Genomic DNA, 24858 nt, shown 5'->3' on the forward strand with positions numbered 1-24858 from the left:
AGCACGTCCATGCAACGCCTCTTCCTTTCGTTGTTGATCTGCCTGGGCTTCGTGCTCCCGGCCACGGCTCAGGCCTGGTGGCAGGACGACTGGCATTACCGCAAACAGATCGCCGTCGACACCACGCCACAAGGCGCGGCGATCAATCAGGCCCTCGGCCGCACCGCGCTGCTGGTGCGCCTGCACACCGGCAACTTCACCTTCGATGGCGTGAAAGAGGACGGCTCCGATCTGCGCTTCGTCGCGGCGGATGACAAAACCGTGCTCAACCACCAGATCGAAAGTTTCGATGCGCTGATGGGCATGGCGCTGATCTGGGTTGATGTGCCGAATGTAGAGGGCGGTCAGCGTCAGGACATCTGGATGTACTACGGCAACCAGAAAGCCCCGGCCACTGGCAACGGCCAACTCACTTTCGATCCGAATTACACCGCGCTGTATCACTTCGACGGCGCCACCGGCACCCCGGCGAAAGACACCACGGCGTACGGCAACACCGCGCAAAGCGCGACCGGCACAGCGATCGATGGCGTCGTCGGGCGCGCCTTGCAGTTCAGCGGCCAGCCGTTGTTGCTGCCGGCCAGTCCGTCGCTGCAACACAACGCCGGCAGCGCGTTCACCTTCAGTGCCTGGCTGCGTCTGGATCAGGCCTCTGGCGAGCAACTGATCCTGGCTCGGCGCGAAGGCACGCAAAGTCTGCTGATTGGCGTCAGCCAAGGCCTGCCGTTCGTAGAAATCGACGGCCAGCGCGCCGCTGCCACCCAAGCGCTGGCGCCGGGGCAATGGCAACACCTCGCACTGACCGCCGAGGGTTCGAAAGTCACCCTGTACATCAACGGTCGCGAAAGCGCTGCACTGGCCCAAGCGATGCCGGCGTTCAACTCGGTCATGGCCATCGGTGCCGATCTGCAGGAAGGCGCGTTCCAGCCATTCGCTGGCGCAATTGATGAGCTGCGCCTGTCGAAAGTCGCCCGTCCGGCCGCGCTGTTGCTGGCCGATGCCACCTCGCAAGGCGCCGAGTCGAAACTGGTCGCTTACGGCGTCGATGAAGAACAATCCGGGTTTGGCTTCGGTAGCCTCGGCTTCCTGCTCAACGCGGTGCCAGTCGACGCCTGGGTGATCATCGCCGTGCTGGTGCTGATGATGTTCCAGTCGTGGATCATCATGTTGCGCAAGAACCGCAGCCTCAGTCGCGTCACCGCTGCCAACGAAGACTTTCGCGTGCAATTCGCCAAGGTCGGCACGCGTCTGGAAATGTTCGCCGACGATGCGCAACTGGCTCAGCGTCTGCAGCATTCGTCGCTGTGGCGCCTGTACCTGGTGGCGGTCAAAGAGATCCGTACCCGTCGTGAGCAGGGCGCCGATACCTCCTCGGTTTCAGCGGCGACCATCGAAGCCATCCGCTGCTCGATGGATGGCGTGCGCACCCGCGAGAACCAGCAACTGAGTTCGAAACTCTCGACCCTCTCCAACGCTATCGCCGGCGGGCCATATATCGGCCTGCTAGGCACGGTGCTGGGGATCATGGTGGTGTTCCTCGGCACGGCGATGGCCGGCGACGTCAACATCAACGCCATCGCTCCCGGTATGGCCGCCGCGCTGTTGGCCACGGCGATGGGCCTGTTCGTCGCGATCCCCGCGCTGTTTGGCTACAACCGCCTGATCACCCGCAACAAGGAAGTCAGCGCCGACATGCGCGTATTCGTCGACGAGTTCATCACCCGGCTGGCGGAAATGCACGGCGAGAGCCAGTTCAGTGAGGCGTCGCACCAGCGCGGCCATCACGCCAACCACTCCGTACCGGCCTGAGGAGCACTGCCATGGCGTCCGTAAATGCCTCCCACGACGATGATGACGATGCCGCGGTCGATAGCATCAACATCACTCCGCTGGTCGATGTGCTGATGGTGGTGCTGGTGATGTTCATCCTCACCGCCACCGCGCAGGTCTCCGGGATCCAGATCAACCTGCCCAAGGCCAGCGCTTCGGTGTCGCTGTCGGAAGCCAAGACCAAGGCGATCTCGGTCAACGACGGCGGCCAGGTGTTCCTCGATGCCTATCCGGTCACTTTGGCCGAGCTGGAAGAGCGCCTGCGCATCGAGAAAGCACAGAGCCCGGATTTTCCGGTGATCGTGCGCGGCGATGCGACGGTGCAGTACCAGAAAGTCATCGAAGTGCTCGACCTGCTGCGTCGGCTCGAACTGTCCCAGGTCGGTCTCGTCACCGGCAAACCGAGTCAGGGCTGAGTCATGACCGCACAACTCCCGATCGAACCGCCGCCCGTGAAAAAGTCGCCGTTGCGCTATGTGAAGTGGGGCGCCGGATTGCTGGTCGGCGCGCTCGCCGCGTGGTTCCTCTGGCAGTGGGCCAACGACATGGCCGGCGTGCGCCGCGAAGCGCCGAAAGTGCCGACGATCATTCCGTTGCCGCCACCGCCACCACCGCCGCCGGAGAAACCGCCAGAGCCGGAAACGCCGGTGGAAGAAAAAGTCGTCGAGCCCGAGCCAACGCCGGAGCCGGAGGAGGTCAAGCCTGAAGAGGAGGCGCCGCCATCGCCGGCGGACGATCTGGCCAACCCGATGCAAATGGACGGCGACGCGCAGGCCGGCAGCGACGCTTTCAACATCGGCGCGGGCAAGGGTGGCGGCATGGCCGGCGCCGGCGGCGGGCGTTTGGGTACGGGCACGTACAGCCAGTTTCTCGCGTTCACCTTCCAGCGTTTGCTGCGCGAGAACTCCGAGCTGCGCAACCTCGCATTCTCGCTGCAGGCCGATGTCTGGCTGAGCAGCGTCGGCGAGATCACCCGTGTCGAGCTGATCAAGTCCAGTGGCAACCCGCAAATCGATACCCAGGTGCTGGCCGCTTTACGCGGTGCGCCAGCCCTCAGCGAACGGCCTCCGGCCTCCATCACCTTGCCCGTGCGCCTGTCCCTGCAAGGGCGGCGTCCGGGTTAATTCACTTATTCAAGCTTCGGCAAAAGGAGTTGTGTGCAGATGATTTCCAACGTGAATCGATTGTCCCTGGCGGTCGGCATGGTCATTGCGACCCTGGTCGGTCAGGCCGTGGCAGCGCCTGCGCCGTCGGAGAACGCCACGATCAATCTGATCCGCTTGCTGGTCGAGCAGGGCATTCTCAAACAGGACAAGGCTGACGCGCTGATCGCCCAGGCGCAGAACGAAGCGGCGCAGGCGAAACAGGCCGCCGCGTCCACCGCGGTCGCGGCCGGGCCGGTCGCCGCGCCGGGCGATGTGCGTGTGCAGTACGTGCCGGCAGCGGTGCGTGACCAGATCCGCGATCAGGTCAAAGCCGAGGTCATGGCCACCGCCAAACAGGAAAACTGGGCCGCGCCGAATACCTTCCCGGACTGGGCCTCGCGCATCAGTTTCGACGGCGACATTCGCCTGCGTGACGAATCGCGTTACTACTCGGGCAACAACAGCAACGAAATTGTCGACTTCGCCAAGCTCAACAACAATGGCCCGTACGACGTAAATCCCAACAGCAGCACCAGCCTGCCGCCGTTGCTCAACACCCGCGAAGACCGCGAAAACCTCTTTCGCCTGCGCGCACGCCTGGGCATGAAAGCGGTGATTTCGGAGGAATGGACCGCCGGCATTCGCATCGGCACCGGTTCGGACAACAACCCGGTATCGACCACGCAGAACCTCGGCGGCGGCTTCGCCAAGAAGGACATCTGGCTCGATCAGGGCTACCTGACCTGGAAGCCAATGGACGAATTGACCCTGACCGGCGGGCGCTTCGCCAATCCGTTCATGTCCACCGACATGCTCTATTCCAACGACCTGAATTTCGATGGTGTGGCGGCGATTTTCGATCACAAGCTCAACCGCGATTGGGGCGTGTTCGGCACCGTCGGCGCGTTCCCGGTGGACTACACCAACGACACTTCCAGCAGCAACGGTTTCGATAAGGAAGAGAGCGACAACAAATGGCTGTACGGCGCGCAGCTCGGCGCGAAATGGGCGATCAACAGCAACAACCGCCTCAAAGGTGCGCTGGCCTATTACCGCTTCGACGACATACAGGGCCAGCGCTCCAGCCCCTGTGAACCGTGGGCCGGCGCGCCGGGCTGCGACAGCGATGGCACCCGCGCGGCGTTCATGCAGAAGGGCAACAGCGTGTTCCTGCTGCGTGACATCACGCCGAACCCGCTCAACCCGAGCGCCACGCCGCAGCCGCAATTCGTCGGTCTCGCCTCCGAGTTCAACCTGCTCGATCTCAACGTCGTGTGGGACGCCGACCTGCCGCAGGACTTCAAACTGCGCAGCCAGGGCAATTACATCCACAACCTCAGCTACGACGAAGGCGACATGCGCAAGCGCTCCGCCGGGCAGATCGTCAACAACCTCGACAGCAACGGCGAGATCGAAAGCGGCGCCAATGCATGGATGGTGCAGTTCACCCTCGGCAACGCGCTGGACCTCAAGCGCAAGGGCGACTGGAACCTGTTCGCCGGCTACAAGTACATCCAGCCGGACGCCTTGCCGGACGGCTTCAACGACTCGTCGTTCCACCTCGGCGGCACCAACCCCAAGGGCTATTTCATGGGCGGCAACTACGGCCTGGCGAAGAACGTTTCCGCCACGGGTCGCTGGATGAGCACCGAAGCGGTGTACGGCGCGCCGTTCGACATCGACGTCTTGCAGCTTGAGATCAACACGCGCTTCTAAGGCGCCGGGAGAGCTTTATGAACACGCGTTTTCTCGCGCTGGGCCTGGGTTTGTTGATTGCCACCGGGGCGAACGGCGAAGGCATGGAAGAACGCTTGCGCACGCAACTGCGCAGCACCACCCAACAATTGCAGGCCCTGCAAAGCCAACAGGCCCAGGCCAGCGCCGCGCAACTGGCGGCGCAGAACGAAGCCAAGGCTGCCCAAGCGCAGATCAAGCAACTAACGGCCGAATTGGCCAAAGCCAAAGGCCTTGCCGAGCAACTGGCCGGACAACAACAGAGCCTGCACAGCCAGGCGCAGGCGCAAGTCGCGGCCAGTGCCGAGCAGACCGGCAAGTTCAAAAAAGCCTATGACGAATTGCTGGTCCTCGCTCGTGGCAAAGAAGCCGAACGCACGAAGCTGCAAGCGCAACTGGCGGAACGTGACACACAAGTGCAGCAATGTTCAGCCAAGAATCAGCAAATGTACGGCGTCGCCAAACAGATCCTCACGGCCTACGAAAACATCGACGTCGCCGAAGTGATGAAGATCCGCCAGCCCTTCGCTGGCAGCGCCCGGGTCAAGTTCGATGAACTGGCCCAGGGCTTCGGCGACGAGCTGTACAAAACCCAATTCGACGCGCCGCAAGCGGCGATCGCTCACTGATAGCAAGGAAGAAAGCCATGACTCAATTGATCACCCACGTTTCCCCGCAATCGCTGACCGACGTTCTGCAAGCCGCCGGTTACCGCGTCAACCAGAGCGAACAGAACGGCATCGTCCAGTTGCTCAGCGCCAGTCAGGGCATCGGCTACGCCGTGCGGTTCGGCAACCCGGCGCTGGAGCAGGGCGGGTTCGTTGATTTCACTTTCAGCTGTGCGCTGCGCGTGCAGGGTGAGTTGCCTGAGGGAGTCGCAGAGCAGTGGAATGCTACTCGACGTTTTGCACGGTTGTCGTTGCAGGGTGAGTTTCTGGTCATGGAGATGGACGTGGTCGTGGCTGCTGGCGTGAGCAACGGGCACCTGCGCGGCAATCTGGAATTGTGGGATCGCCTGTTGCAGGAATTCATCGTTTACCTGCGCGACTTCAGTCAGGCCACTGGTGTGCAAACCGCCAAACCAGCTATCGCCGAACAAGAGGAAGTCGCGCTGTGAAAAAGCCTGCCATGGTGATCGGCGCCGGAGCGCTGGCGTTGTTGGTGGGGGCCGTGGCATTGGTGCTGCGGCCGGGCAGTGATCCGGTTGCCGCTCAGCAGCCGTCGCCGGTGATGCCGGTTGCAGCCGGGCCAGCGGTCGCACGGTTGGGCAATCAGCAGGTTTCGCCAGAGGAATTGCAGGCGCTGCTGGCCACTGTCCCGGCGCAAACCCGCGAGCAATTGCGCGGCAACCGTGAGGCGCTGGAGCGCTGGATTCGCTCGCGACTGGCGGAAAAAGCCGTGCTGGAACAGGCCGATGCGCAGGGTTGGGCGCAGCGGCCGGACGTCGCCCGGCAAACTCGCGCGGCGACTGAGCAAATCGTGTTTCGTGATTATCTGCGCTCGGTGAGTCAGGTGCCGGCGGAGTATCCAAGCGCAGCTGAATTGCAGCAGGCGTACGACGCCGGCAAGGCCAATTGGCAGACCCCGGCGCTGTATCGGGTCAGTCAGATTTTCCTTGGCGTCAGTGACGCAGCGAATGTGGAAACCGTGCGCAAACAAGCCGCTGAATTGAGCAAGAAGGCGCAATCAGCACCGGCTGATTTTGCGGCGCTCGCTACGCAATATTCGCAGGATCGCGTCACGGCAGAGCGGGGCGGTGATACCGGCCTGCAACCGTTGCAACAGCTGGTGCCGGAAGTACGTGGCGCTGTAGCGCGGCTCAAGGTGGGCGCCGTGTCTGATCCGGTGCAAAGCGCCGCCGGCTTCCACGTGATCAAACTCACCGAACAACAACCGGCCCGCACCGCGACGCTGGAGGAACTGCGCGACCAACTGACCCAGGCCCTGCGCGCACAACGCCAGGAACAGATCGCCCAGGCTTATCTGGACGGCATGCTTAATACCGCCACCCTGAGCATCGACGGGGCTGAACTGAACAAAATCCTCGAGGAAAAACACTGACGTCAGCCAAACACCAATCACCCCTGTGGGAGCGAGCCTGCTCGCGAATGCGGTGGGTCAGTCAGCGAAGATGTTGAATGTGCCAACGCTTTCGCGAGCAGGCTCGCTCCCACAATGAGATCCGGTGTATTCAGAGCAACCACATTAGATCGACAGGGAGTCATCAATGTCATTCACCGAACCCGCAGGACGCCCGGGCGCCGTTGATTACCAATCGTCCCAAACCAGCCCCGAACCCTGGCTCAACCAGGCCGCGACCATCGACAGCGAAGTCGCCCAATACTTCCTCGTCAGCGCCCGCTGCGGTTGCTTCATGCAAGCCGCGCGCAGCCTCAATGTGCGCTCGACGCTGCTGCGCAAACAACTCGCGCAACTCGAACAACAACTCCAACACAGCCTGTTCAGCTTCCAGGGCAGCGCCCTAACGCTCACCCGCGAAGGCCAACAGTTGCAGGCCCGACTCAGCACCCTGGCCCACCAACGCAAACTCCCGGTCATCGAACAACCGCTGATCCGCCTCGCCATCGCCGAATCCATCCTCCACGACATCCTCGGCCGCGACCTCATCGCATTGCTGCGCCGCAATGCCAGCCTGCGTCTGGAAATTATTGCTCTGGATAGCGAACTGGCCTTGCGTGCGGTCAGCGCCGACATTGTCCTCTGGCTGGCGCCCAGCGATGCTTCAAACCCTGGTCCCACCTTCGCCACAAGCGCACCGCAACACCTCGCGCGAATTGAATATCTGCCGCACATCGCCAAGCGCTATTCGCGGGTGACAGCGCGACCGGAAACGCCGGATGATCTGGCGGACTTCATGCTGGTGCAGTGGCAGTGCGATCGGCAGGTTGAGAGCTTTCGCCCTTGGAATGAGTTGGTCGAGCGGCGCTTGGCTGGCGTAGTACAGATTCAATCTTATGAATTGATGCTGGAGATGATCCGGTGCAGCGCTTGCATCGGATTGCTGCCGGCATACATGAGCCGCTTCGACCGAGGCCTCATCGCACTGCCCGGATTATTCGCCGAACCGATGCAGCTCCATGCTTGGCTCGCCGTCAACACCGACTCGCAAAACTCTCCCGAAATCCAAGCCCTCATCGACCTCATCCAGCAAACCTTCAACGAACGCCACGAATGGTTCCAGCCTTGACCCGCCCCCCTGTAGGAGTGAGCCTGCTCGCGAAAGCAATCCGCCAGTCGAAGCCACAGTGACTGACAAACCGCTTTCGCGAGCAGGCTCGCTCCCACAAGAATCTTCATTGCTTACGCGTTGATCGTTCCCAAGCTCCGCGTGGGAATGCAGCCCGGGACGCTCTGCGTCCCCCCAGAGCTGGAACGCGGAGCGTCCCTTGAGGCATTCCCACGCAGAGCGTGGGAACGATCATCAACTGCACCCGTACCGCATCAACAGTCGGAGCGAGCCTGCTCGCGAAAGCAATCCGCCAGTCGAAGCCACAGTGACTGACAAACCGCATTCGCGAGCAGGCTCGCTCCCACAAGAATCTTCACTGCTTACGCGTTGATCGTTCCCACGCTCCGCGTGGGAATTCAGCCCGGGACGCTCTGCGTCCCCCCAGAGCTGGAACGCGGAGCGTCCCTTGAGGCATTCCCACGCAGAGCGTGGGGACGATCATCAACTGCACCCGTACCGCATCAACAGTGGGAGCAAGCCTGCTCGCGAAAGCAACCCGCCAGTCGAAGCCACAGTGACTGACAAACCGCTTTCGCCAGCAGGCTCGCTCCCACAGGAATCTTCATTGCTTACACGTTGATCGTTCCCACGCTCCGCGTGGGAATGCAGCCCGGGACGCTCTGCGTCCCCCCCAGAGCTGGAACGCGGAGCGTCCCTTGAGGCATTCCCACGCAGAGCGTGGGAACGATCATCAAAACCTTCAACGAACGCCACGAATGGTTCCAGCCTTGACCCGCCCCATGTAGGAGTGAGCCTGCTCGCGAAAGCAATCCGCCAGTCGAAACTTCAGTGACTGACCCACCGCATTCGCGAGCAGGCTCGCTCCCACACGAGTCTTCCCTGCTTACGCGTTGATCGTTCCCACGCTCCGCGTGGGAATGCAGTCCGGGACGCTCTGCGTCCCCCAGAGCTGGAACGCGGAGCGTCCCTTGAGGCATTCCCACGCAGAGCGTGGGAACGATCATCAAAGGCCCGCTACTGCGGCAACTCCAGATTATCCAGCACCCGATTCACCGCCAGTTCGGCGAGCATGATCAGCTGCGCAATCCCCATCAGCGTGCGGCGTTGCGATGGCTTTACCAGCCCGGCAAATTCCTGGGCGATGGTTTTAGCCGAGGCGAGGGTTTCGCAGGCGTTGGCCAGCAGGTCTTCGTTTTTGGTGTCGGCGGTGACGGCGTACATGGCGCGGGGGCTGAACGGCGGTGGAGTAGAGCCGGGTGGGCAGAGGTAGTGGTCGAGGGCGCGGTCGGCGGCTTGGTGGAGTTTTTTCGAGTCGAGGGATTCGTAGGGGGAGGTGGGGTCGGTTTCGGGTGGGTTGGGTGTTGGTTTGATCATGGTGAAGCTCCTAGAGTCGACGGAGCTGCCAACTTTCGCTGCGATACGAAATGGTTGGTGGCAGCTATACGCGGGTCGCAGACCGGGACTCTAGAACCGGCAGACCCGAAGGCCTCCCACGTACAGCCGCCATAAAAACAGCGGGTGTTGTGCGTCCAGAGATCGACGGGCTGCGAGACCCGATCGCTGATTCGTCAGCGACCGCACCACAATAGAATCCGCCCCCTAAGCGCACAAGCCGGCGGATTCTGGCGTAGCTGTAGGCAATGGCGCAAGAATTTGTAGCTTGGAAGGCGTGTCTGGAGGTGTCTTTTAAACAGCGGCGTTTAAAAGGCAAAAGTTGGCGACAGCACGGTAGATGTTTTTTGCCGGGAAGCAGGTGTTGGCTGTGAGGTCGCTTTCGCGAGCAGGCTCGCTCCCACATGAATCTTCAGTGCTCACAGGGGTTGTGCCCGGGCTGGATCAAAATGTGGGAGCGAGCCTGCTCGCGAATGCAATCTGCCCCTCGACGCTTCAATGCGCGACGGGCAGTGGGTCGACACCCTGAGCATGGCCCGTCTACGCAATAGCCCGAAACCCTGAGTCAGTCGCCCAGTGCGAACGCCACCGCTGACTGCGCATGCAGCTCGGTGGTGTCGAGCAGAGGCAGGGCGCTGTGTTCGGGTTTGATCAGCAGGCCGATTTCGGTGCAGCCGAGGATGATCGCCTGGGCGCCACGGGCGGTCAGGGATTCGATGACGCGTTGGTAGATTTCTCGCGATTGTTCGCTGATCACGCCCACGCAAAGTTCGTCGTAGATGATCCGGTGCACCTCTTTGCGCTCGGCATCATCCGGCACCAGTACGGTCAGGCCTTGGGCGATCAGACGCTGCTTGAGGAAGTCCTGCTCCATGGTGAACGCGGTGCCGAGCAACCCGACCGTGCGCGCGTCGATTTCCAGTGCGGCCTGAGCGGCGGGTTCGGCGATGTGCAGGAACGGAATGCTGATGGCGCCTTGGATCTGCTCGGCGACCTTGTGCATGGTGTTAGTACACAGCACCACACACTCGGCGCCGCCAGCTTCAAGCCGGCGTGCGGCATCCACCAGAATCGCCGCTGCATCGTCCCAGCGCCCGGCGTGCTGGGCCTGTTCGACCGGGCCGAAATCGACGCTGTACATCAGCAACTGCGCCGAACGCAAAGGGCCGAGGCGCTCGCGGACCTGTTGGTTGATCAGGCGATAGTATTCGGCGCTGGACTCCCAGCTCATGCCGCCGATAAGGCCGATGGTGCGCATTGGATTTCCTCAAGTAAATGTCAGTGTCGAGCATTCAGGTCTGCCCGAAGTTACCTTCTGTTCGAGACTCGACGCCAGTACCGACTGACTGTACCGCCGATCTTTCCCGCAACTGTGCATCTGCAAGAACTAAACGTACGCCGCGCCGGGGATCTGCCACTATCACCCTTCGCAGGTCCTTTCCGAGGAACACCGCAATGAACGACGTACAGCAACTGGGCGAAATGCTTCGCCACTATGCCGAAAGCGAAGCGCACAAGAAGCAACTGTTCACTACGCAATCAGCTGAATGGGCAACACGGATTGGCGCGCTGTTCGACCAGATCGAGCAATGGCTTGAACCGGTCAAGGCGCCGAATCTGCTGGAGGTGAGTCGCGAGGCGTATGTCGCGTCCGGGCCGAGCGTGCCGGTGGAGACCTCGACGTTCAAGACGGAAAAATTGAGCATCGTGATTGCCGGCAAACCGGTGGAGTTTGTGCCGGATGTGATGGGCAGCGGCGGGCAGATTTCCCTGGCAGTGATGGGGCTGACGGCGGCCCGGTATGGGAGCATTTCGCTGGTTGGCCTGGCGGATGGTGCGTGGCAGTGGCGCAAGACCAATGGTTTGAAGGATCCGGATACGTTTGCGTTTGATGCTAATTTTCTGGCGCAGCAACTGCAAAGCCTGATTCCTCGCGATCGCACCTAGATTGGGACGTAGAGCGTCCCGGGCTGCATTCCCACGCAGAGCGTGGGAACGATCAAACACCGCTATCGCGAGCAGGCTCGCTCCTTGGGGGGGTGAGGCGAGTACCGGGGAAACCCTTAGGTTCGTTGCCAATCCGGCATTTTCCCTTGGGTCACTGATGGCCTTTTGGTAGAGTCGCCGTCGCCAGCGGGTTTTCGGCTGGACGATGGAACCGAAGAAGGGAGTCTGATCAGTGAGTCCGGGCAAAAAAATCCTCGGTCTCACGGCGTCGCTTTTGCTGCTGACGCTGTGGGCCAGTTACTTTTACGTATTCAAGGAAAACCGCGACGGCCAGCTTGGCGGTGTCGGCGAGAGCAACGCGTGGTGCGGCACGCCACCGACCACGGAAGCGGCGTTGCTGGGCAAGGATCAACTGACCTTGCGCGTCACCAACAACCTGCGCGGCGAGTTCATGGTCGGCGGTTCGCTGGTGGTTTCCGAACGTACCTTCAACCGCTACGACCTGGGCCGCAACGAACTGCGCCTGCGCCTGGAACCGTTGCAGTGGTCTTTCGGCGTGACGCCGATCTTCCTCGAGCAGATCAAGGTGCTGCCGCTGAGCCGCAACCTCTCGTCGACCAACAAAAGCGCCTTCGCTGAACTCGAACCACGGCCGATCGGCGTGCACGCCCAGACCGCGGCGTTCCCGTTCGATACCTATCGCTACGGCTACAAACCGGTGCTGTATTACCTCAAGGGCAGCGAGCGCATCGACCTGCGCTTCAAGAACATCACCACGCTGATGGAGATGTCCAACACCTTTACGCCGATCCAGAAGTACAACCGCGCCGACTACATCAACGAGAAAAACTCGATGATCCGCGATGAGGACTACAAGCCGTACGGGGCGCATGAGTGCGCGTTCAGCGTCGAGCGCAAAGGCTCGTTCAAGGTGGTGGTGCTGTTGCTTCTGCTGGTGCTGTGCCTGCCGCTGATGCTGGTGTTTTACCGCGATGAACCGGGGATCGACTTCCTCGCGACGCTGGTGGGGATTGCGGTGGTGCGCACATTGCTGTTCGGGCCGGTGGAAGATTTCCAGCTATACAACATCGACTTCTTGTTTGGTGCGGCGATTTTGCTGGTGGGAACGGTATCGCTGATCAAGGCGATGCGTGCTAATAGCCGGCGGGAAATGGCGTTGCGCAGTGGCGAAACGTCTTCGTGGTGATTGTTCGATTCTGAAAGCCAAGATCGAAAGCCCCTCACCCTAACCCTCTCCCGGAGGGAGAGGGGACTGGTTTGGCAGCCCCTCACCCTAACACCCTCTCCCGGAGGGAGAGGGGACTGACCGGGGTGTCTTGGGTGATACATCGAAGTGACAGACCGAGTCGATTACGGATTCAAAGCCGATCGCTCAAGTCGGTGCAATCCTTGAATATTCCCCTCTCCCTTGGGAGAGGGCTAGGGTGAGGGGCCACCGATCTCCAGCCGATCACTTGAGCGCCGGATCCCCCATATTCATTTTCTTCCAGCCCTGCAACAGCACCTGCGCCTTCGGTTCCTGGCCGCTATCGAGGTAGTACTGAATCAGCGACAGCCGCGCATTGCGGTTGGCCGGTTGTACCTTGAGCAAACTTTCCAGAATCGCGCACGCCTCATCAACCTTGCCGCTCTCATGCAGCGCCACCGCCAGTACATAGCCGTACTGCGCATTCTCCGGTTCCAGTTGCGCGGCTTTGCGCAGGTAGGACATGGCGTCGGCGGACTGGCCGGCACGGATCAGTGACAACCCGCGCGTGTGCTGCAACAGCGCCGCATCCGGATGCTGCTTGAGGCTGTCATCCAACAGTTTCTGCGCTTCGGTGGCGCGACCATTCGCTTCCAGCCACTGTGCCAGCGTGACCAGCGCCGGGTAGAAGTCCGGGTCCCGTTGCAGGGCGCTGCGCAGCAACGGTTCGACCTCGGCACTGCGCCCGCTGGCCTGGTACAGCATCGCCAGATTGAGATTGGCCTCGGCACGTTCCAGCAGGCTTTTCTGCACCGCTTCATACTCGCCAATCGCCGCGTTCCAACTGGCTTGCGCCGCCCCCAGACCATTGTTGCGCGAGGCACCGAGCAGATCCCGCGCGGCGACGATGCGCACGGCTTTCACTGGATCATTGAGCAACGGCGCCAATAACGGCGCACGCTCGGGCGGCGGCAGGAATGCGCTGATCGCCCGCACCGCACTGTCACGCACCTGTGGCTCTGGATGTTTGAGATCCTGAGTGGCCAGTTTCAGCGCCTGTTCGCTCGGGTACAGCGGCAATTCCGCCAGCAACGTTGCGCGCTGGATCGCCGGCAGGTTGCTGCGCTGCAATTGTTGGTACAGCGCGTCGGCGGCTCCGGGCTGGCCATTGCGGATCAGCCACAGGCTCTCGTCATAACGTGGCGCCTGCTGAGCCGGGGAGGCGGTGGCGTTCCACAATTTGAACTGCGCAGTGACCTTGTCGCCGGCCTTGCCCTGGTGACAGGTCAGGCAGGCGTCTGGGGTGCCGAGTTTTTGCGCACGCTCCGGGTTGGGAATGCTGAAACTGTGGTCGTGCCGAAAGTCGTTGCCCATGTAGAACTTGCCAGGCATGTGGCAATCGACGCACTGCGAGCCGGGCTGGCCCATGGCGTGGCGGGTGTGTTCGATGGAGTCGTAATTCTTCGCTTGCAGACCCTTGCCGTCGACGCCGGCGACCGAGGTCTTGCCCGCCGTGTTGTGGCATTGCATGCACACGGCGTTGCCCGGTGCCTTCAGTTCGTTGCTGTGCGGGTTATGGCAATTGCTGCAACGCACGCCCTTGTCGAACATCTTGCTTTGCAGGAAGGAGCCGTGTTCGAACACTTCGTCCTTGATCTTGCCGTCCAGCGCATAGAGTTCGCGGGTCAGGGCGCTGGGCAGGTAATCGTCCATCAGCCGCTTGCCGACGGTGAAGCCATCGCCCAGCGGTGCGCGGCGGGAATGGCAGCGCGCGCAGGTTTCGATTTCTACCGTGGCGTTCCTGTCCTTGAGATCGACGTCGAAGCCCTTATGGATCAAATCGTCTTTTTTCTGCGCCCACTCCAGGTGATTCGACGCCGGGCCATGACAGGCCTGACAGCCGACTCCGAGGCTGTTCCATTGACTGTTGAAGCTGTTGCTCGCTGCATCGAAATTGCGCTTGAAACCGGTGGTGTGGCATTCGACGCACATGAAATTGGCGTTCTGGCTCGGTTTGCTCCAGTGCAGCGGATTCTTGAAGTTCACGCCCTGGCCGGCGTACAGATGAAACCAGCGATTTTTCTCGGTATCCCACGCCACGCCGAGGGCTTGCAGACGCCCCTGACCCACCTCGATCAGATATTGCTGGAGCGGCGCGATGCCGAAGGTGTAGGCCACTTTGAAGTCGGCATTCTTGCCGTCGACGCCGGGCGCATTGACCCAGAATTCATCGCCCTTGCGGGTGAACCGTGTGGTCTCGTTCTCGGCCTTGAAGGTCACGTTGTTGAAGTCGCCGAGGGTGGTTTCGGCGGTCGCCGGCTGCATGGCCAATTGGTGATGCGAGCCTTGCCAGTCCTTGACCTGTTCGCTGTGGCAGCCCTGGCATTGCTGCTCATCGACCATGCTGGCCGGTTTGTTTGCCACAGTCGGTTGCGGCTTGGCTGGCGGTGCTACAGGCGTGCTGATCGCCGCGGGTTTGACGGGGGCGGGCGCCGGGCTGAACAGGAACCAGCCAATGCCCGCCACGGCCGCGAGCAGCACGCCGATGGTGATTGGAAACAGGTAACGTGAAAAAGAGGAGGGTGACGCGTCAGGCTCAGGTTGCACCGCTTTGTTTTTGTGCTTGGGCATTGCGACTTCCGTAGTCCGGTGCGTTGGCCTTCTGGCGTGCATACATCTGGATGCAGCTTTGCCGCATGCAGCGCGTCTGTCAAATAAGGGCTGTGACTTGCTGCGCAGCGCCGTGTGAATTTTGTAATTTGCAATCGCAATTGCTGCGGTTTTAGCTATACCTGTAACTCCCCCTATGCAAACGATTTGGCCTTCTGACAGGAGTTACAGCATGAAGCTAGCCGCAATGATGGGCACGCTGTGCATCGCCACCCTGGGTGTGGTGGGTTGTTCCAGCAAAACCGTCGAGCCAGACCAGTACTCCGGTTTTCTCAAGGATTACAGTCAACTGAAGGAGACCAAATCACCGTCGGGTGCCGAGGTGATGCGCTGGATGGACCCGAAACTCGACATCAACAAATTCAGCAGCGTCTATGTCGAACCGAGCCAGTTGTATCCGAAGCCGCAAGCGACGGAAAAAATCCCCCAGCAGACCCTCAATGGCATCACCAGTTATTACGATCAGGCGCTCAAGCGTGAGCTGAGCAAGTCGCTGCCGCTGGCCACCGGCCCGGGGCCTGGCGTCATCGTGATCCGGCCGGCGATCACTGCGGTGAGCAGCAAGACCGAGGGCCTGCATGTGTATGAGGTGATTCCGATTGCGCTGGTTGCTGCTGCGGTGAGTACGGCCACCGGTATTCGCGATCAGGAAACCACGTTGGCCACTGAGGCGGTGTTCCTCGACGGCAGCAGTAACAAGGTGGTGGCTCAAGTGGTGCGCAAGGGCACCGGGCAGCCGCTGGAAAATTCCTCGCAGGTGATGAAAGCCACTGATGTCAAAGCGGTGATCGATGGTTGGGCGAGTGACATGCATCAGACGTATCTGAAGCTCAAGTCCGAGGCCAAGTGATGTCGTGAGGCTTGGGCCTCTTTGTGAGCAGGCTGGCTCCCGCTATTTTGGTGGGGGCTTGTCTGCTGGTTTTTTGGGTACATATCCGTTGCTGCGGGTGTTGCTGATTACGGTTTCGCCCTTACGGCGAGGCACTTTTTCCAAACGCCGAAAAAGTACCCAAAAAGGCTTGCTCCTACGTTCGGCCCTCGCAGGCTCGGGTTCCTTCGCTGCGGGATCGATCCGGGCGCAGCGGCTCCGGTTTGCTTCGCTGCACCTCCTTCCGCTGTGTTCGACTGCGTCGAACGGTCGCTACGCTCCCACCCCCGGATCAATCCCTCCGCTCAGCCTTCCGACGTCGCCGGTGGATCAAGATCAAGAGCACTCGAGCTAACGCTCATTGTTGAGTGGGGCGGCTTCGCCGCGGCAGCTGCGCTGCTTTGCTTTTGTGTGAGCGAGCCTGCTCGCGAAGGCATTCTGTCAGCCCCCGCGTTACTGCCCGACAAACCAGCGAAAATATGGGTTCGCCCGATCCCCTTGCATCACTTCCCGGATATCCCGCCCCCAGGCGTCCCGATCGCCGTCGTAGGCGTGCAGGCTTGCCCGATAAAACTGCATCAACCGCTGCCGATGCGTTTCCATGCGTTCACTGAACCCGGCATCGGCATTGACCAGTGTAGGTGGCTGATACAAGTCAAGCAGCGCCGGTAGCACGCGGGTGATTTCCTTGCTGCGTACCCACGGCGCGTATTCGATGCGCGGCTGATCATCAGTCACTGCCGGTGCATCGGCGGCGAAGCGCTCCAGGCCGGTGCGATCGGTGACCCAGGTGGCCAGCAGCGCCGCCGCCGAGCCGATGCCGACGTCCTGCAAGGTGTTGCGTACGCTGTCCTGTTGGAAGCGCGCGGTGATTTTCGCGGCGTCCAGTTGCATCGGTTTCATTGAGCCAACCAGCAGCATTTCGTGGAACTCGCTGGTCCATAGCGAGGCATGCGGGAACACGTCGAGGAAGCTGCGCACCAGTGAGCGCGAGTCGTCGATATTCTGCGTCGGCAGCGGCAGCCACTGCGCAACGATGCCCTGGTCCTGCAAGCGACTGGCGGCCAGCTGGTAGAAGTCCCGCGAATACAGATTGACCACGCCGGCGGCGGAGGGCGGTGGCGGTTCCAGGGTGATCACGTCGTAGGTCTGTGCACTGCGCAGCAGTTCCTGGCGACCGTCGCGCAGGCGTACGTCGACGCCGGGATCGCTGGCGGCATTGAAGTTGCCCTTGAACAACGGCGCTGCTTTCACCACCGATGGCAGCAACTCGGCAACCACGCGATGTTCCAGACCCGGATAGCGCAGCATGGCGCCTGCGGTGATGCCGGTGCCGAAGCCGATCACCAGGGTCGAGCGCGGTTCACCGTTGTGGATCAGCAGCGGCAGCAGTGCCTGAATGCGCATGTAGCGCAGCGACGGCATGGCATCGCCGGTGTTCGACACGCCCTGGATGTACAAACGGTGGAAGGTGTTTTCGCCACGTCCCTGAGTGACCACCGCGACCGTGCCGCCGCGTCCTTCCTCGTAGAAGGCCAGCGTGCCGTTGCGTGCGCTGGGCAACAGGCTGGCCAGTTTGTCGACGGGTGTCAGTACCGCCACTGCAACGCAAACCAGACCTAGTGCGACCACGGCCTGGCGCCGACCTTTCGCCACGCCATGGCCCTTGCGCACCGCCAGATAACCGATTGTCGCTGCGACGAGCGCCAGTAGGCCGAGGGTGCGCACAAGGCCCAGCAAGGGAATCAATACGAAGCCGCAAAGCATCACACCGATGATCCCGCCCAGGGTGTTGAACGCGACAACGGCGCCGACATCGCGGCCCACACGTTCGCTGCCGACACTCAGGCGCAACGCCAGAGGAAACGCCGCGCCGAGCAGCAGGGTCGGCACAAACACGATGCTCAGCGCCGCCACGGCAAAGCGCGCGCTCATACCGGCCAGCTCGCTGACGCCCAGACTCAGCAGCCAGGTTTCCGCATGGCTCTGCGCGAGCACCAGCCAACGACCCAGCACGGCGATCTCCAGCAGCGCAATCAGACCTGCACCGGCAATCAACAAGCCAAATACGCCCCATGGGTCGCGAATGCGCTCGACGCGACGGGCGAGCAGGGCGCTGCCGATAAACAGCCCGGTCAGGTAAGTCGCCAGCACCACGGCGAACGCGTAGGTGCGCGTGCTCATGAATTGCACGATCGATTGTGACCAGACCACCTCATAGCCCAACGCCACGCCCCCGGCGATCGCGTAAAGCCACAATGCAGTGCGGTCGGGCGCTTTGGCGTTGCCGTGTTTGACCGGTGTGGCCAGCGCTACTGGCTGCTGGCGCTGCAACCACAGCGCACCGGCCGCGGCGAGCAGGTTGAGCATCGCGGCGAACAGCGCACTGCCGCGCACGCCGAGGCTGGCGATCAGTACGAACGCGGCGAGCAAAGTGCCAACGATCGCGCCCAGCGTATTCGCCGCATACAACTGACCGCCGGCCTTGCCCGGCTCAGCCGCCAGTGAGCGCACCAGCACCGGCAGCGTCCCGCCCATCAACACCGCCGGAATGCCCACCAGCGCAAACGGCAGCAACCACCCAAGCACGCCGACATGACCTTGCAACCAGGCAAACGCACCGGCCGCCAGACTCATTGCCACTGTCGCGCCAACGCCGAGTATCGCCACCAGTACTTCCAGCCCGGCGTAGAGCAGAACCGGCTGTTGCAAGCGATCGGCCCAGCGCCCGAACAGCCAGCCGCCGAGCGCGAGCCCGGCGAAAAACGCGCTGATGCCGGTGGTGATTGCGTAGACCTCGACGCCGACCACCAGCGACAGCTGTTTGATCCACAACACCTGATAGACCAACGCTGCCGCGCCGGAGATGCATAGCAGCAGGGCAGGGATCATTGAGGTGGTGGATGCGGCTTGCGGAACGGGTATGGCCGACGGCTTGCTGGCGATACGTGAGGACATGCGGTGAGCCTTGTTATGGATTGGCTGATGTTGATCGTTCCCACGCTCTGCGTGGGAATGCCTCACTGGACGCTCCGCGTCCGCTTCGGCATTGGACGCAGAGCGTCCCGGGCTGCGTTACCACGCAGAGCGTGGGAACGATCGCAGAAAACCTTGCGGGAGCGAGCCTGCTCGCGAACGAAACCGACCCGGTCGCTTGTTGAAAACAGGGCCGCCCGCCGATGAAGGCGAGCGGCGGTACAGCGGTGTTACTGGGCTTTCTTCATTTTTTCTTCGATACGGCGGTCCACGTCCTCGCGGATCTGGTCGATGCTGAAGCTCGCCGGACGCTGGCTAGGTGGATAGTCGACGAAGGTCTGCAGGAACTTCGCCGCGCGGCGGGTACCGTCGAAAATCAGATAGTCGTTTTTCGTCAGCCAGTCATAGTACTGGTCAGATACGACATCGGCGCGTTCGTACGGGTCCATGCGCAGGTTGAACATTTTCGGCACACGCAGGCAGGTGAACGGTTCGCTCCACACCTGCAGTCCGCCGGGCGCGCGCTGCTCACAGAACACCAGTTTCCAATCATTGAAACGCATGCTGACCAACGCACCGTCATCGTTGAAGTAGTAGAACTCCTTGCGCGCGCTCTTGTCGGTTTTACCCGTCAGGTAGTCCAGCTGGTTATAGCCGTCCAGGTGCACTTTGAAGTTCTTGCCGCCGATGTCGGCGCCCTTGAGCAAGCGGTCCTTGATGTCGGTGTCGCCCACGGCGGCCAACAGTGTCGGGAACCAGTCCAGACCGGAGAACATCTGCGTGGAGACTTCGCCTGCCTTGACTTTGCCCGGCCAGCGAATCATCGCCGGTACACGGTACGCGCCTTCCCAGTTCGAGTTTTTCTCGTTGCGGAACGGCGTCGTTGCAGCGTCGGGCCACGACCATTGGTTCGGGCCGTTGTCGGTGGTGTAGACGACGATGGTGTTCTCGGTCAGCTTCAAGTCATCCAGTGTCTTGAGCAGCTTGCCGACGTCGCCGTCATGCTCGAGCATGCCATCGGCATATTCGTTGCCGACCATGCCGCTTTGGCCTTGCATGGATTCGCGCACGTGAGTGAAGGCATGCATGCGTGTGGTGTTCATCCAGACAAAGAACGGTTTGTCCGCCTTGGCCTGTTTCTCGATGAACGCTTGCGCTGCCGCAGTGGTTTCGTCGTCGATGGTCTCCATGCGTTTCTTGGTCAGCGCGCCGGTGTCTTCAATCTTGCCGTCGGCAAAACTGTGGATCACGCCACGAGGCGAGGCGGCCTTGACGAACTCGGCATCATCCTTGGGCCAGTACGGACGCTCCGGTTCCTCTTCGGCGTTGAGGTGATACAGGTTGCCGAAGAACTCGTCGAAACCATGATTGGTCGGCAGATATTCGTCTTTGTCGCCCAAGTGGTTCTTGCCGAATTGACCCGTGGCATAGCCCTGGGCTTTCAGCGCTTGGGCAATGGTCACATCGCGTGGCTGCAAGCCCACCGGGACCCCGGGCATGCCGACTTTGGACAAGCCGGTCCGCAATGGCGTCTGCCCGGTGATGAACGACGAGCGTCCGGCCGTGCAACTGTTTTCGGCATAGTAATCGGTGAAGATCATGCCTTCTTTGGCAATACGGTCGATATTCGGCGTCTTGTATCCGACCACGCCCATGGAATAGGCACTGATGTTGGTCTGGCCGATGTCGTCGCCGAAGATCACGAGAATGTTGGGTTTTTCAGCCGCTGTGGCGGTTGCCGACAGCGCCATCACCGAGGTTGCCACCAGGGCGAGTTTCGGTAGCCACTTGCGTATGCGAGTCATCTGACTTGCTCCTTTTGCACGGGGGTCGTTTTTTGCGACAAACGTTTACTGCTCTCCTGCATTACGCTTTTTATTGCACCTGCTCGGTTGCCGGCGGATCGAACGGATAGATCCGGCGCCATTCCGACGCCATGTCCACCACCGTCCAGCCACGGGAATTCGCTTCGTCGAGGGCCTTGTCGAGTCGGCCGATATTCGATTGCCGGTCATAAGCCCACTCGCGCTTGGCATCGGTGTGGTGCACCAGCCCCATCAGGCGCTTGCCCGGCCCGGCGGCGGTCCACTGCAGCATCTGCAGGTCGCCGTCGGAGTTGCCAAAGGCGAGGATCGGCCGCCGACCGATGACCGCATCGATGCTGACCGGTTTGCCCGGCCCGTCGTCGTTGTGCGCGACTTTCGGGGTGCGCACGATGGAAGCTTTGCCGTCCTTGAACTGGTAAGAGGTGACGAACGTGGTACCGATCACCTGTTCCGGCGGGATGCCGTAGACCTTCTCGGCGAAGGCGCGCATGAAGCCGGTATCGCCGCCGGAAACGATGTAAGTCTTGAAGTTCTGGCTGCGCAGGTAGTCGAGCATTTCCAGCATCGGCTGGAAGATCATTTCCGTGTAGGGCTTGCCGGTTTTCGGGTGGCGTGCCTGGCTGAACCAGGTTTTCGCGTAGTCATCGAAGGCTTCGGTGGTCATGCCGCCGTGAGTGGCGCCGACGATCTGCAGCAAACCCTCCATGCCCGACGCGGCGAGGGCTTTGTGATCATTTTCCAGCACCGCCTTGAACGGCTGGGTGGTTTTCCATTCGGGGTGTTGTGCGGCGGTGCGCTTGACCTCGTCGAAGGCAAACAGCAATTCGAAGTACGCCGGTTGTTCGCTCCACAAGGTGCCGTCATTGTCGAACACAGCGATGCGATCGGCCGGTTTGACGAAGTCCTTGCTGCTCTGGTCGGTCACGGCCTGGACGAACTCGATAATGCTCTTTTTGGCCGGGCCGTCGTTCCATGACGGCAGCGGTTCATTCGCCTGTGCCAGCAGGGGCAGAACCAGTGTCAACAGCAGGGCGAGACCGAAACGTTGGCGACGCAGCAACGGGTTGATCATGTGAAATCCTTCTCATGCACAGGATTGAGCGGGCGCAGGGCCGGTGCGGGTTTCGCCTGTTGGCGGGCGACCTGACTTTGAAGCGTAGACAACGATTGGCGAAGCTGAACAAGTGTTTGATCGGCGGCAGACTGACGGCCGTAAAGCCCGCGTAACAATCCCTGCAAACGTGGCCCGGCGCCCGTGAGTTTCAAGCCCAGACGACTACGCCGCAGCCACAGGTACAGCGCGGTCAGTTGCGCCGGCCTGGCTTGCAGTTGCGGGGCGATTTGTTGCCAGGCGAAAGCGGGCGAATGCTGCCAGGCCAATTGCTTCGCCCGTTTATGTGCGAGCCAGCGTTGATGGGCGTGAACGGCGATGGGCCGCAGCAAGTACACACCGACGGCGAGGCCGACCGCCAGCGCCAGCCAGAGCAGCCAGCGGCTGGAGAAGTGCAATTGATTCTGCTGCAGTTGCCTGAGGTCTTCGGCGAGCGAAAACACCGGTTTATAGGCGTTGTTGGCCGCGGCCTCGAAGCTCACGGCCGGCACTTCAGCGCTGCGGATCTGCTTCGCAGCGGAATCCCACCATTTCACGCGGATGGCTGGCAGCGTGTAAGTGCCGGCGCTGTCGATGCGATAGCTGGCGCTGTCGACACGTTGGCCGCCGAGGATATTGCCGCGACCGTCATCCAGCGCAGTGACTTGTGGCGTCTTCGCGTAGCGACTCAAGCCGTCGACATCACTGAAGGTCGGAATCGGCAGGGCCATCGCCAGCGCGCCATCGGCTTGCAGGGTGAGCTCACGGGTGACGCTGTCGCCAACTTTCAGCGGCGTGGCCGAATTGGTAATGATCTGTTTCAAGCGCAACCCACTGGCGACCAAAGGCGTCTCCCCGGGCGCGAAACCGGGCGGCTGGGCGGCGCTGAAACTCAGCGGCTGGCTTTGTGCGCTGATTTCTTCAGTGGCCTGGCCCAGTCTGGCGCGTACGGTCAGCGCCGGGATATCGAAACTGCGCGCGACGCTGGGCGTGATCAGATAGCTATAGCGCAAGCCATTGAACGATTTGCCATCGATGGTCTGGTTCAGATGCTGCGCCTGGCCGTTCGGCGGCATCACCAGCGCACCGTCGAGTTGCAGATCGGGCAGGGCGGCGGCGCTGGTGAACCAGGTATCGGTGAGCACGTCGAGTTGCAGTTCGACCAGCCCGCCGACCATCGCGCCTTCGCTGGGGTTGAGGTGAGCCTCGACCTTCAGTTGCGCTGGGGCGGCAAAAACATTCAGAGAGAGCAGGCTGGTTAGCAGCAGGGCGCTGAGCTTTGCGCTGAGCGTCCGGACCTCTTCGCGAGCAGGCTCGCTCCCACTTGGAGTCCACGATTTTCCTGTGGGAGCGAGCCTGCTCGCCAAGGCGGCAATACGGTTCATGGCCGATCTCCCTGCTGATCCTGCAAGCTGAACTTCTGCCTTAGAAACTTCGCCGGCGAGGTGGTCAGGTTCTCCAGCCACAGCGCGTCGGACGCCGCTTGCTGGGTCTCGACCTTTTTGCTCTGACCTTTACCGGGTGCCTTGTCGAATTTGACTTCATCGGGTTTGGTTTGCGGAGCGTTTTTCTCTGCGCTTTCGGTGTCCTTGAGCAGTGCCTGAGCCAAGGCCAGATTGGCGCTCGCTTCGGGAAATTGCGGCTGCAGTTTCAACGCCTGGCTGTAGGCGGCAATCGCCTGATCGAACTTGAAGCGGCGCACGTAAATGTTGCCCAGGTAGAAGTACGCCTGCGGCGTGTCCAGGCGGGCGAAGGTCGCCATTGCCAAGTCGTAATCGGCAGCGTGATAGGCCGCGACGCCTTTCCAGTACGGGTCGACGAACAGCGCCGCCGCCTCGGGCAGACGATCATGCTCAAACGCCCAGCGGCCTTGTTGGTCGCGGGTAAAAAACGCATCGGTGAGGGCGTTGGCCTGCGCCGGCGCCGCAGGCCAGCCCAACCCTACGGCCAAAAACAGCGCCGGCATCCAGTTGACGCTCCAGCCTTTGCGTACGCTGAACAGCGCCAGTAACAGCAACGGCCAGCAGAGCCAGTAACCGGCGTCCTTCCAGTGCAATTCGCGCTGTTCGGCGCTGGCGCTCTGGAAGTGTTGGCGGGCGTGCAACTCGATCCACTCCAGATCATCGTTATTGAGGGTCAGGCTGCCGAGCGGCGCGTCGACGGCCGAGGCCAATTGCTTGAGGGCCGCTTGATCGAAGCTGCCGAGCACCGGTCGCCCGTTACTGTCGATTTTCGGTTGGCCGCTGGCGGTAGTGATGACGCCCGCGTCTTCGCTGCCCACCGCCAGAACCAGAACCTGCAAGGCACTGCCGTCGAGGTGTTTTTGCAGATCATCGATTTGCGTGGTATCGGCCCCATCAGTCATCAGCAGCAGACTGCCCGGGGTGTTCTCGGCGCTGAGCAAGCGTTTCGCTTGATCGATCACGGCGGCGACGTTCTTGCCCGGTTTGTCGATCAAGCCCGTGCCCAGGGCCTGGATGAAACTGTCGAGCAGCGCCGGATCGTCGGTCGGTGGCAACACCAGATGCGCGCTGCCGGCATAGGCGATCAGTGCGGTCCGCGCAGCGGCGCGACGTTGCAGCAGATCATGCAGCTTGTGCTTGACCGCCTCCAGCCGCGTCGGCTGCACGTCGTTGGCGTCCATCGACGGCGAAAGGTCGACGGCAACGATCAGTGGTGCGCGGTTCTCGAGAAAGTCCGGGCGATCCTGTTCCCACGTCGGCCCGGCCGCGGCGAGTGCACCGAGGATCAGCAGCGCACAGAGCAGGTGCACCGGGCGCCAGCGCTGGTGATCCTGCGGGGTGATCAACAAGTGCGGCAGCAAGTGTTCGGCGATATTGCCGCGCAGGCGTTTTTGCAGGTCGCGGCTGCGACGCCAGATCAGTGGCAGCATTGCGCCGAACAGCGCAAGCAACAGCCACAGCGGGCGCAGAAAGTGGAAATCGCTGAGGTTGATTTCCAT

Annotated in this window: 19 protein-coding genes; 11 read left to right on the forward strand and 8 right to left on the reverse strand. The window is 61.6% G+C overall.

The window, feature by feature from the left end; translation table 11 throughout:
• Window positions 1-9: 9 nt before the first annotated feature.
• From ACYSTU_RS17885 to ACYSTU_RS17920, 8 genes are all read left to right on the forward strand, one after another.
• Window positions 10-1809, forward strand: coding sequence for a DUF2341 domain-containing protein (locus ACYSTU_RS17885; protein ID WP_499000511.1), 1800 nt, complete (start codon window positions 10-12; stop codon window positions 1807-1809).
• Window positions 1810-1820: 11 nt separating this feature from the next.
• Window positions 1821-2246 carry an ExbD/TolR family protein gene (locus ACYSTU_RS17890; protein ID WP_003201710.1) on the forward strand — a complete coding sequence of 142 codons (426 nt, stop codon included), beginning with the start codon at window positions 1821-1823 and terminating at the stop codon, window positions 2244-2246.
• 3 nt (window positions 2247-2249) lie between these two features.
• Window positions 2250-2954 (forward strand): energy transducer TonB family protein, encoded by a 705-nt coding sequence (locus ACYSTU_RS17895; RefSeq protein ID WP_499000516.1) that lies wholly within the window; start codon window positions 2250-2252, stop codon window positions 2952-2954.
• A gap of 39 nt (window positions 2955-2993) precedes the next feature.
• Window positions 2994-4691 (forward strand): putative porin, encoded by a 1698-nt coding sequence (locus tag ACYSTU_RS17900; RefSeq protein ID WP_499000518.1) that lies wholly within the window; start codon window positions 2994-2996, stop codon window positions 4689-4691.
• Between the two features lie 17 nt (window positions 4692-4708).
• Window positions 4709-5338 carry a DNA repair protein gene (locus tag ACYSTU_RS17905; protein WP_110599522.1) on the forward strand — a complete coding sequence of 210 codons (630 nt, stop codon included), beginning with the start codon at window positions 4709-4711 and terminating at the stop codon, window positions 5336-5338.
• Between the two features lie 17 nt (window positions 5339-5355).
• Window positions 5356-5826: a YbjN domain-containing protein gene (locus ACYSTU_RS17910; RefSeq protein WP_499000520.1), complete on the forward strand. Its 471-nt coding sequence runs from the start codon at window positions 5356-5358 to the stop codon at window positions 5824-5826.
• A complete protein-coding gene (locus ACYSTU_RS17915; RefSeq protein ID WP_499000522.1) occupies window positions 5823-6770 on the forward strand; it encodes a peptidylprolyl isomerase in 948 nt (315 codons plus the stop codon). Before ACYSTU_RS17910 ends, ACYSTU_RS17915 begins: the two co-directional genes overlap by 4 nt.
• A gap of 166 nt (window positions 6771-6936) precedes the next feature.
• A complete protein-coding gene (locus tag ACYSTU_RS17920; protein ID WP_217878082.1) occupies window positions 6937-7917 on the forward strand; it encodes a substrate-binding domain-containing protein in 981 nt (326 codons plus the stop codon).
• Window positions 7918-8934: 1017 nt separating this feature from the next.
• Here ACYSTU_RS17920 and ACYSTU_RS17925 read toward each other — a convergent pair.
• Window positions 8935-9294 (reverse strand): DUF6124 family protein, encoded by a 360-nt coding sequence (locus tag ACYSTU_RS17925; RefSeq protein ID WP_123442567.1) that lies wholly within the window; start codon window positions 9292-9294, stop codon window positions 8935-8937.
• Window positions 9295-9877: 583 nt separating this feature from the next.
• On the reverse strand, window positions 9878-10570 hold the full coding sequence (locus tag ACYSTU_RS17930) for an aspartate/glutamate racemase family protein (RefSeq protein WP_499000527.1): 693 nt from the start codon (window positions 10568-10570) through the stop codon (window positions 9878-9880).
• 197 nt (window positions 10571-10767) lie between these two features.
• On the opposite strand from ACYSTU_RS17930, the gene ACYSTU_RS17935 reads away from it, so the two are divergent.
• The gene (locus ACYSTU_RS17935; RefSeq protein WP_122881014.1) at window positions 10768-11259 is read left to right on the forward strand and encodes a hypothetical protein; all 492 of its coding nucleotides are present in this window, start codon (window positions 10768-10770) and stop codon (window positions 11257-11259) included.
• Window positions 11260-11491: 232 nt separating this feature from the next.
• The gene (locus tag ACYSTU_RS17940; protein ID WP_264365316.1) at window positions 11492-12466 is read left to right on the forward strand and encodes a hypothetical protein; all 975 of its coding nucleotides are present in this window, start codon (window positions 11492-11494) and stop codon (window positions 12464-12466) included.
• A 264-nt stretch (window positions 12467-12730) separates the two neighbouring features.
• Here the strand turns inward: ACYSTU_RS17940 and ACYSTU_RS17945 are convergent, their stop codons facing one another.
• Window positions 12731-15097, reverse strand: a complete 2367-nt coding sequence (locus ACYSTU_RS17945; RefSeq protein ID WP_264365315.1) for a tetratricopeptide repeat protein — start codon at window positions 15095-15097, stop codon at window positions 12731-12733.
• Between the two features lie 211 nt (window positions 15098-15308).
• Here ACYSTU_RS17945 and ACYSTU_RS17950 point away from each other — a divergent pair, with 211 nt between their 5' ends.
• Complete coding sequence (locus ACYSTU_RS17950; protein ID WP_024012860.1) at window positions 15309-15986, forward strand: DUF3313 domain-containing protein; 678 nt, start codon at window positions 15309-15311, stop codon at window positions 15984-15986.
• Window positions 15987-16457: 471 nt separating this feature from the next.
• Here the strand turns inward: ACYSTU_RS17950 and ACYSTU_RS17955 are convergent, their stop codons facing one another.
• From ACYSTU_RS17955 to ACYSTU_RS17975, 5 genes are all read right to left on the reverse strand, one after another.
• Window positions 16458-18962, reverse strand: a complete 2505-nt coding sequence (locus tag ACYSTU_RS17955) for a spermidine synthase (protein WP_499000532.1) — start codon at window positions 18960-18962, stop codon at window positions 16458-16460.
• Window positions 18963-19210: 248 nt separating this feature from the next.
• The gene (locus ACYSTU_RS17960) at window positions 19211-20785 is read right to left on the reverse strand and encodes an arylsulfatase (protein ID WP_016774612.1); all 1575 of its coding nucleotides are present in this window, start codon (window positions 20783-20785) and stop codon (window positions 19211-19213) included.
• Window positions 20786-20855: 70 nt separating this feature from the next.
• On the reverse strand, window positions 20856-21878 hold the full coding sequence (locus tag ACYSTU_RS17965; RefSeq protein WP_016774613.1) for an HAD family hydrolase: 1023 nt from the start codon (window positions 21876-21878) through the stop codon (window positions 20856-20858).
• Window positions 21875-23281 (reverse strand): BatD family protein, encoded by a 1407-nt coding sequence (locus ACYSTU_RS17970; protein ID WP_499000537.1) that lies wholly within the window; start codon window positions 23279-23281, stop codon window positions 21875-21877. Before ACYSTU_RS17970 ends, ACYSTU_RS17965 begins: the two co-directional genes overlap by 4 nt.
• Window positions 23278-24858, reverse strand: coding sequence for a VWA domain-containing protein (locus ACYSTU_RS17975; RefSeq protein ID WP_499000540.1), 1581 nt, complete (start codon window positions 24856-24858; stop codon window positions 23278-23280). Before ACYSTU_RS17975 ends, ACYSTU_RS17970 begins: the two co-directional genes overlap by 4 nt.

It is taken from the genome of Pseudomonas glycinis, assembly GCF_054871425.1.

What these genes read in the sequence shown, in the direction of transcription:
- ACYSTU_RS17885 (WP_499000511.1), top strand. Translation starts at nt 10, where the DNA reads ATGCAACGCCTCTTCCTTTCGTTGTTGATCTGCCTGGGCTTCGTGCTC.
- ACYSTU_RS17890 (WP_003201710.1), top strand. Translation starts at nt 1,821, where the DNA reads ATGGCGTCCGTAAATGCCTCCCACGACGATGATGACGATGCCGCGGTC.
- ACYSTU_RS17895 (WP_499000516.1), top strand. Translation starts at nt 2,250, where the DNA reads ATGACCGCACAACTCCCGATCGAACCGCCGCCCGTGAAAAAGTCGCCG.
- ACYSTU_RS17900 (WP_499000518.1), top strand. Translation starts at nt 2,994, where the DNA reads ATGATTTCCAACGTGAATCGATTGTCCCTGGCGGTCGGCATGGTCATT.
- ACYSTU_RS17905 (WP_110599522.1), top strand. Translation starts at nt 4,709, where the DNA reads ATGAACACGCGTTTTCTCGCGCTGGGCCTGGGTTTGTTGATTGCCACC.
- ACYSTU_RS17910 (WP_499000520.1), top strand. Translation starts at nt 5,356, where the DNA reads ATGACTCAATTGATCACCCACGTTTCCCCGCAATCGCTGACCGACGTT.
- ACYSTU_RS17920 (WP_217878082.1), top strand. Translation starts at nt 6,937, where the DNA reads ATGTCATTCACCGAACCCGCAGGACGCCCGGGCGCCGTTGATTACCAA.
- ACYSTU_RS17925 (WP_123442567.1), bottom strand. Translation starts at nt 9,294, where the DNA reads ATGATCAAACCAACACCCAACCCACCCGAAACCGACCCCACCTCCCCC.
- ACYSTU_RS17930 (WP_499000527.1), bottom strand. Translation starts at nt 10,570, where the DNA reads ATGCGCACCATCGGCCTTATCGGCGGCATGAGCTGGGAGTCCAGCGCC.
- ACYSTU_RS17935 (WP_122881014.1), top strand. Translation starts at nt 10,768, where the DNA reads ATGAACGACGTACAGCAACTGGGCGAAATGCTTCGCCACTATGCCGAA.
- ACYSTU_RS17945 (WP_264365315.1), bottom strand. Translation starts at nt 15,097, where the DNA reads ATGCCCAAGCACAAAAACAAAGCGGTGCAACCTGAGCCTGACGCGTCA.
- ACYSTU_RS17950 (WP_024012860.1), top strand. Translation starts at nt 15,309, where the DNA reads ATGAAGCTAGCCGCAATGATGGGCACGCTGTGCATCGCCACCCTGGGT.
- ACYSTU_RS17955 (WP_499000532.1), bottom strand. Translation starts at nt 18,962, where the DNA reads ATGTCCTCACGTATCGCCAGCAAGCCGTCGGCCATACCCGTTCCGCAA.
- ACYSTU_RS17960 (WP_016774612.1), bottom strand. Translation starts at nt 20,785, where the DNA reads ATGACTCGCATACGCAAGTGGCTACCGAAACTCGCCCTGGTGGCAACC.
- ACYSTU_RS17965 (WP_016774613.1), bottom strand. Translation starts at nt 21,878, where the DNA reads ATGATCAACCCGTTGCTGCGTCGCCAACGTTTCGGTCTCGCCCTGCTG.
- ACYSTU_RS17970 (WP_499000537.1), bottom strand. Translation starts at nt 23,281, where the DNA reads ATGAACCGTATTGCCGCCTTGGCGAGCAGGCTCGCTCCCACAGGAAAA.
- ACYSTU_RS17975 (WP_499000540.1), bottom strand. Translation starts at nt 24,858, where the DNA reads ATGGAAATCAACCTCAGCGATTTCCACTTTCTGCGCCCGCTGTGGCTG.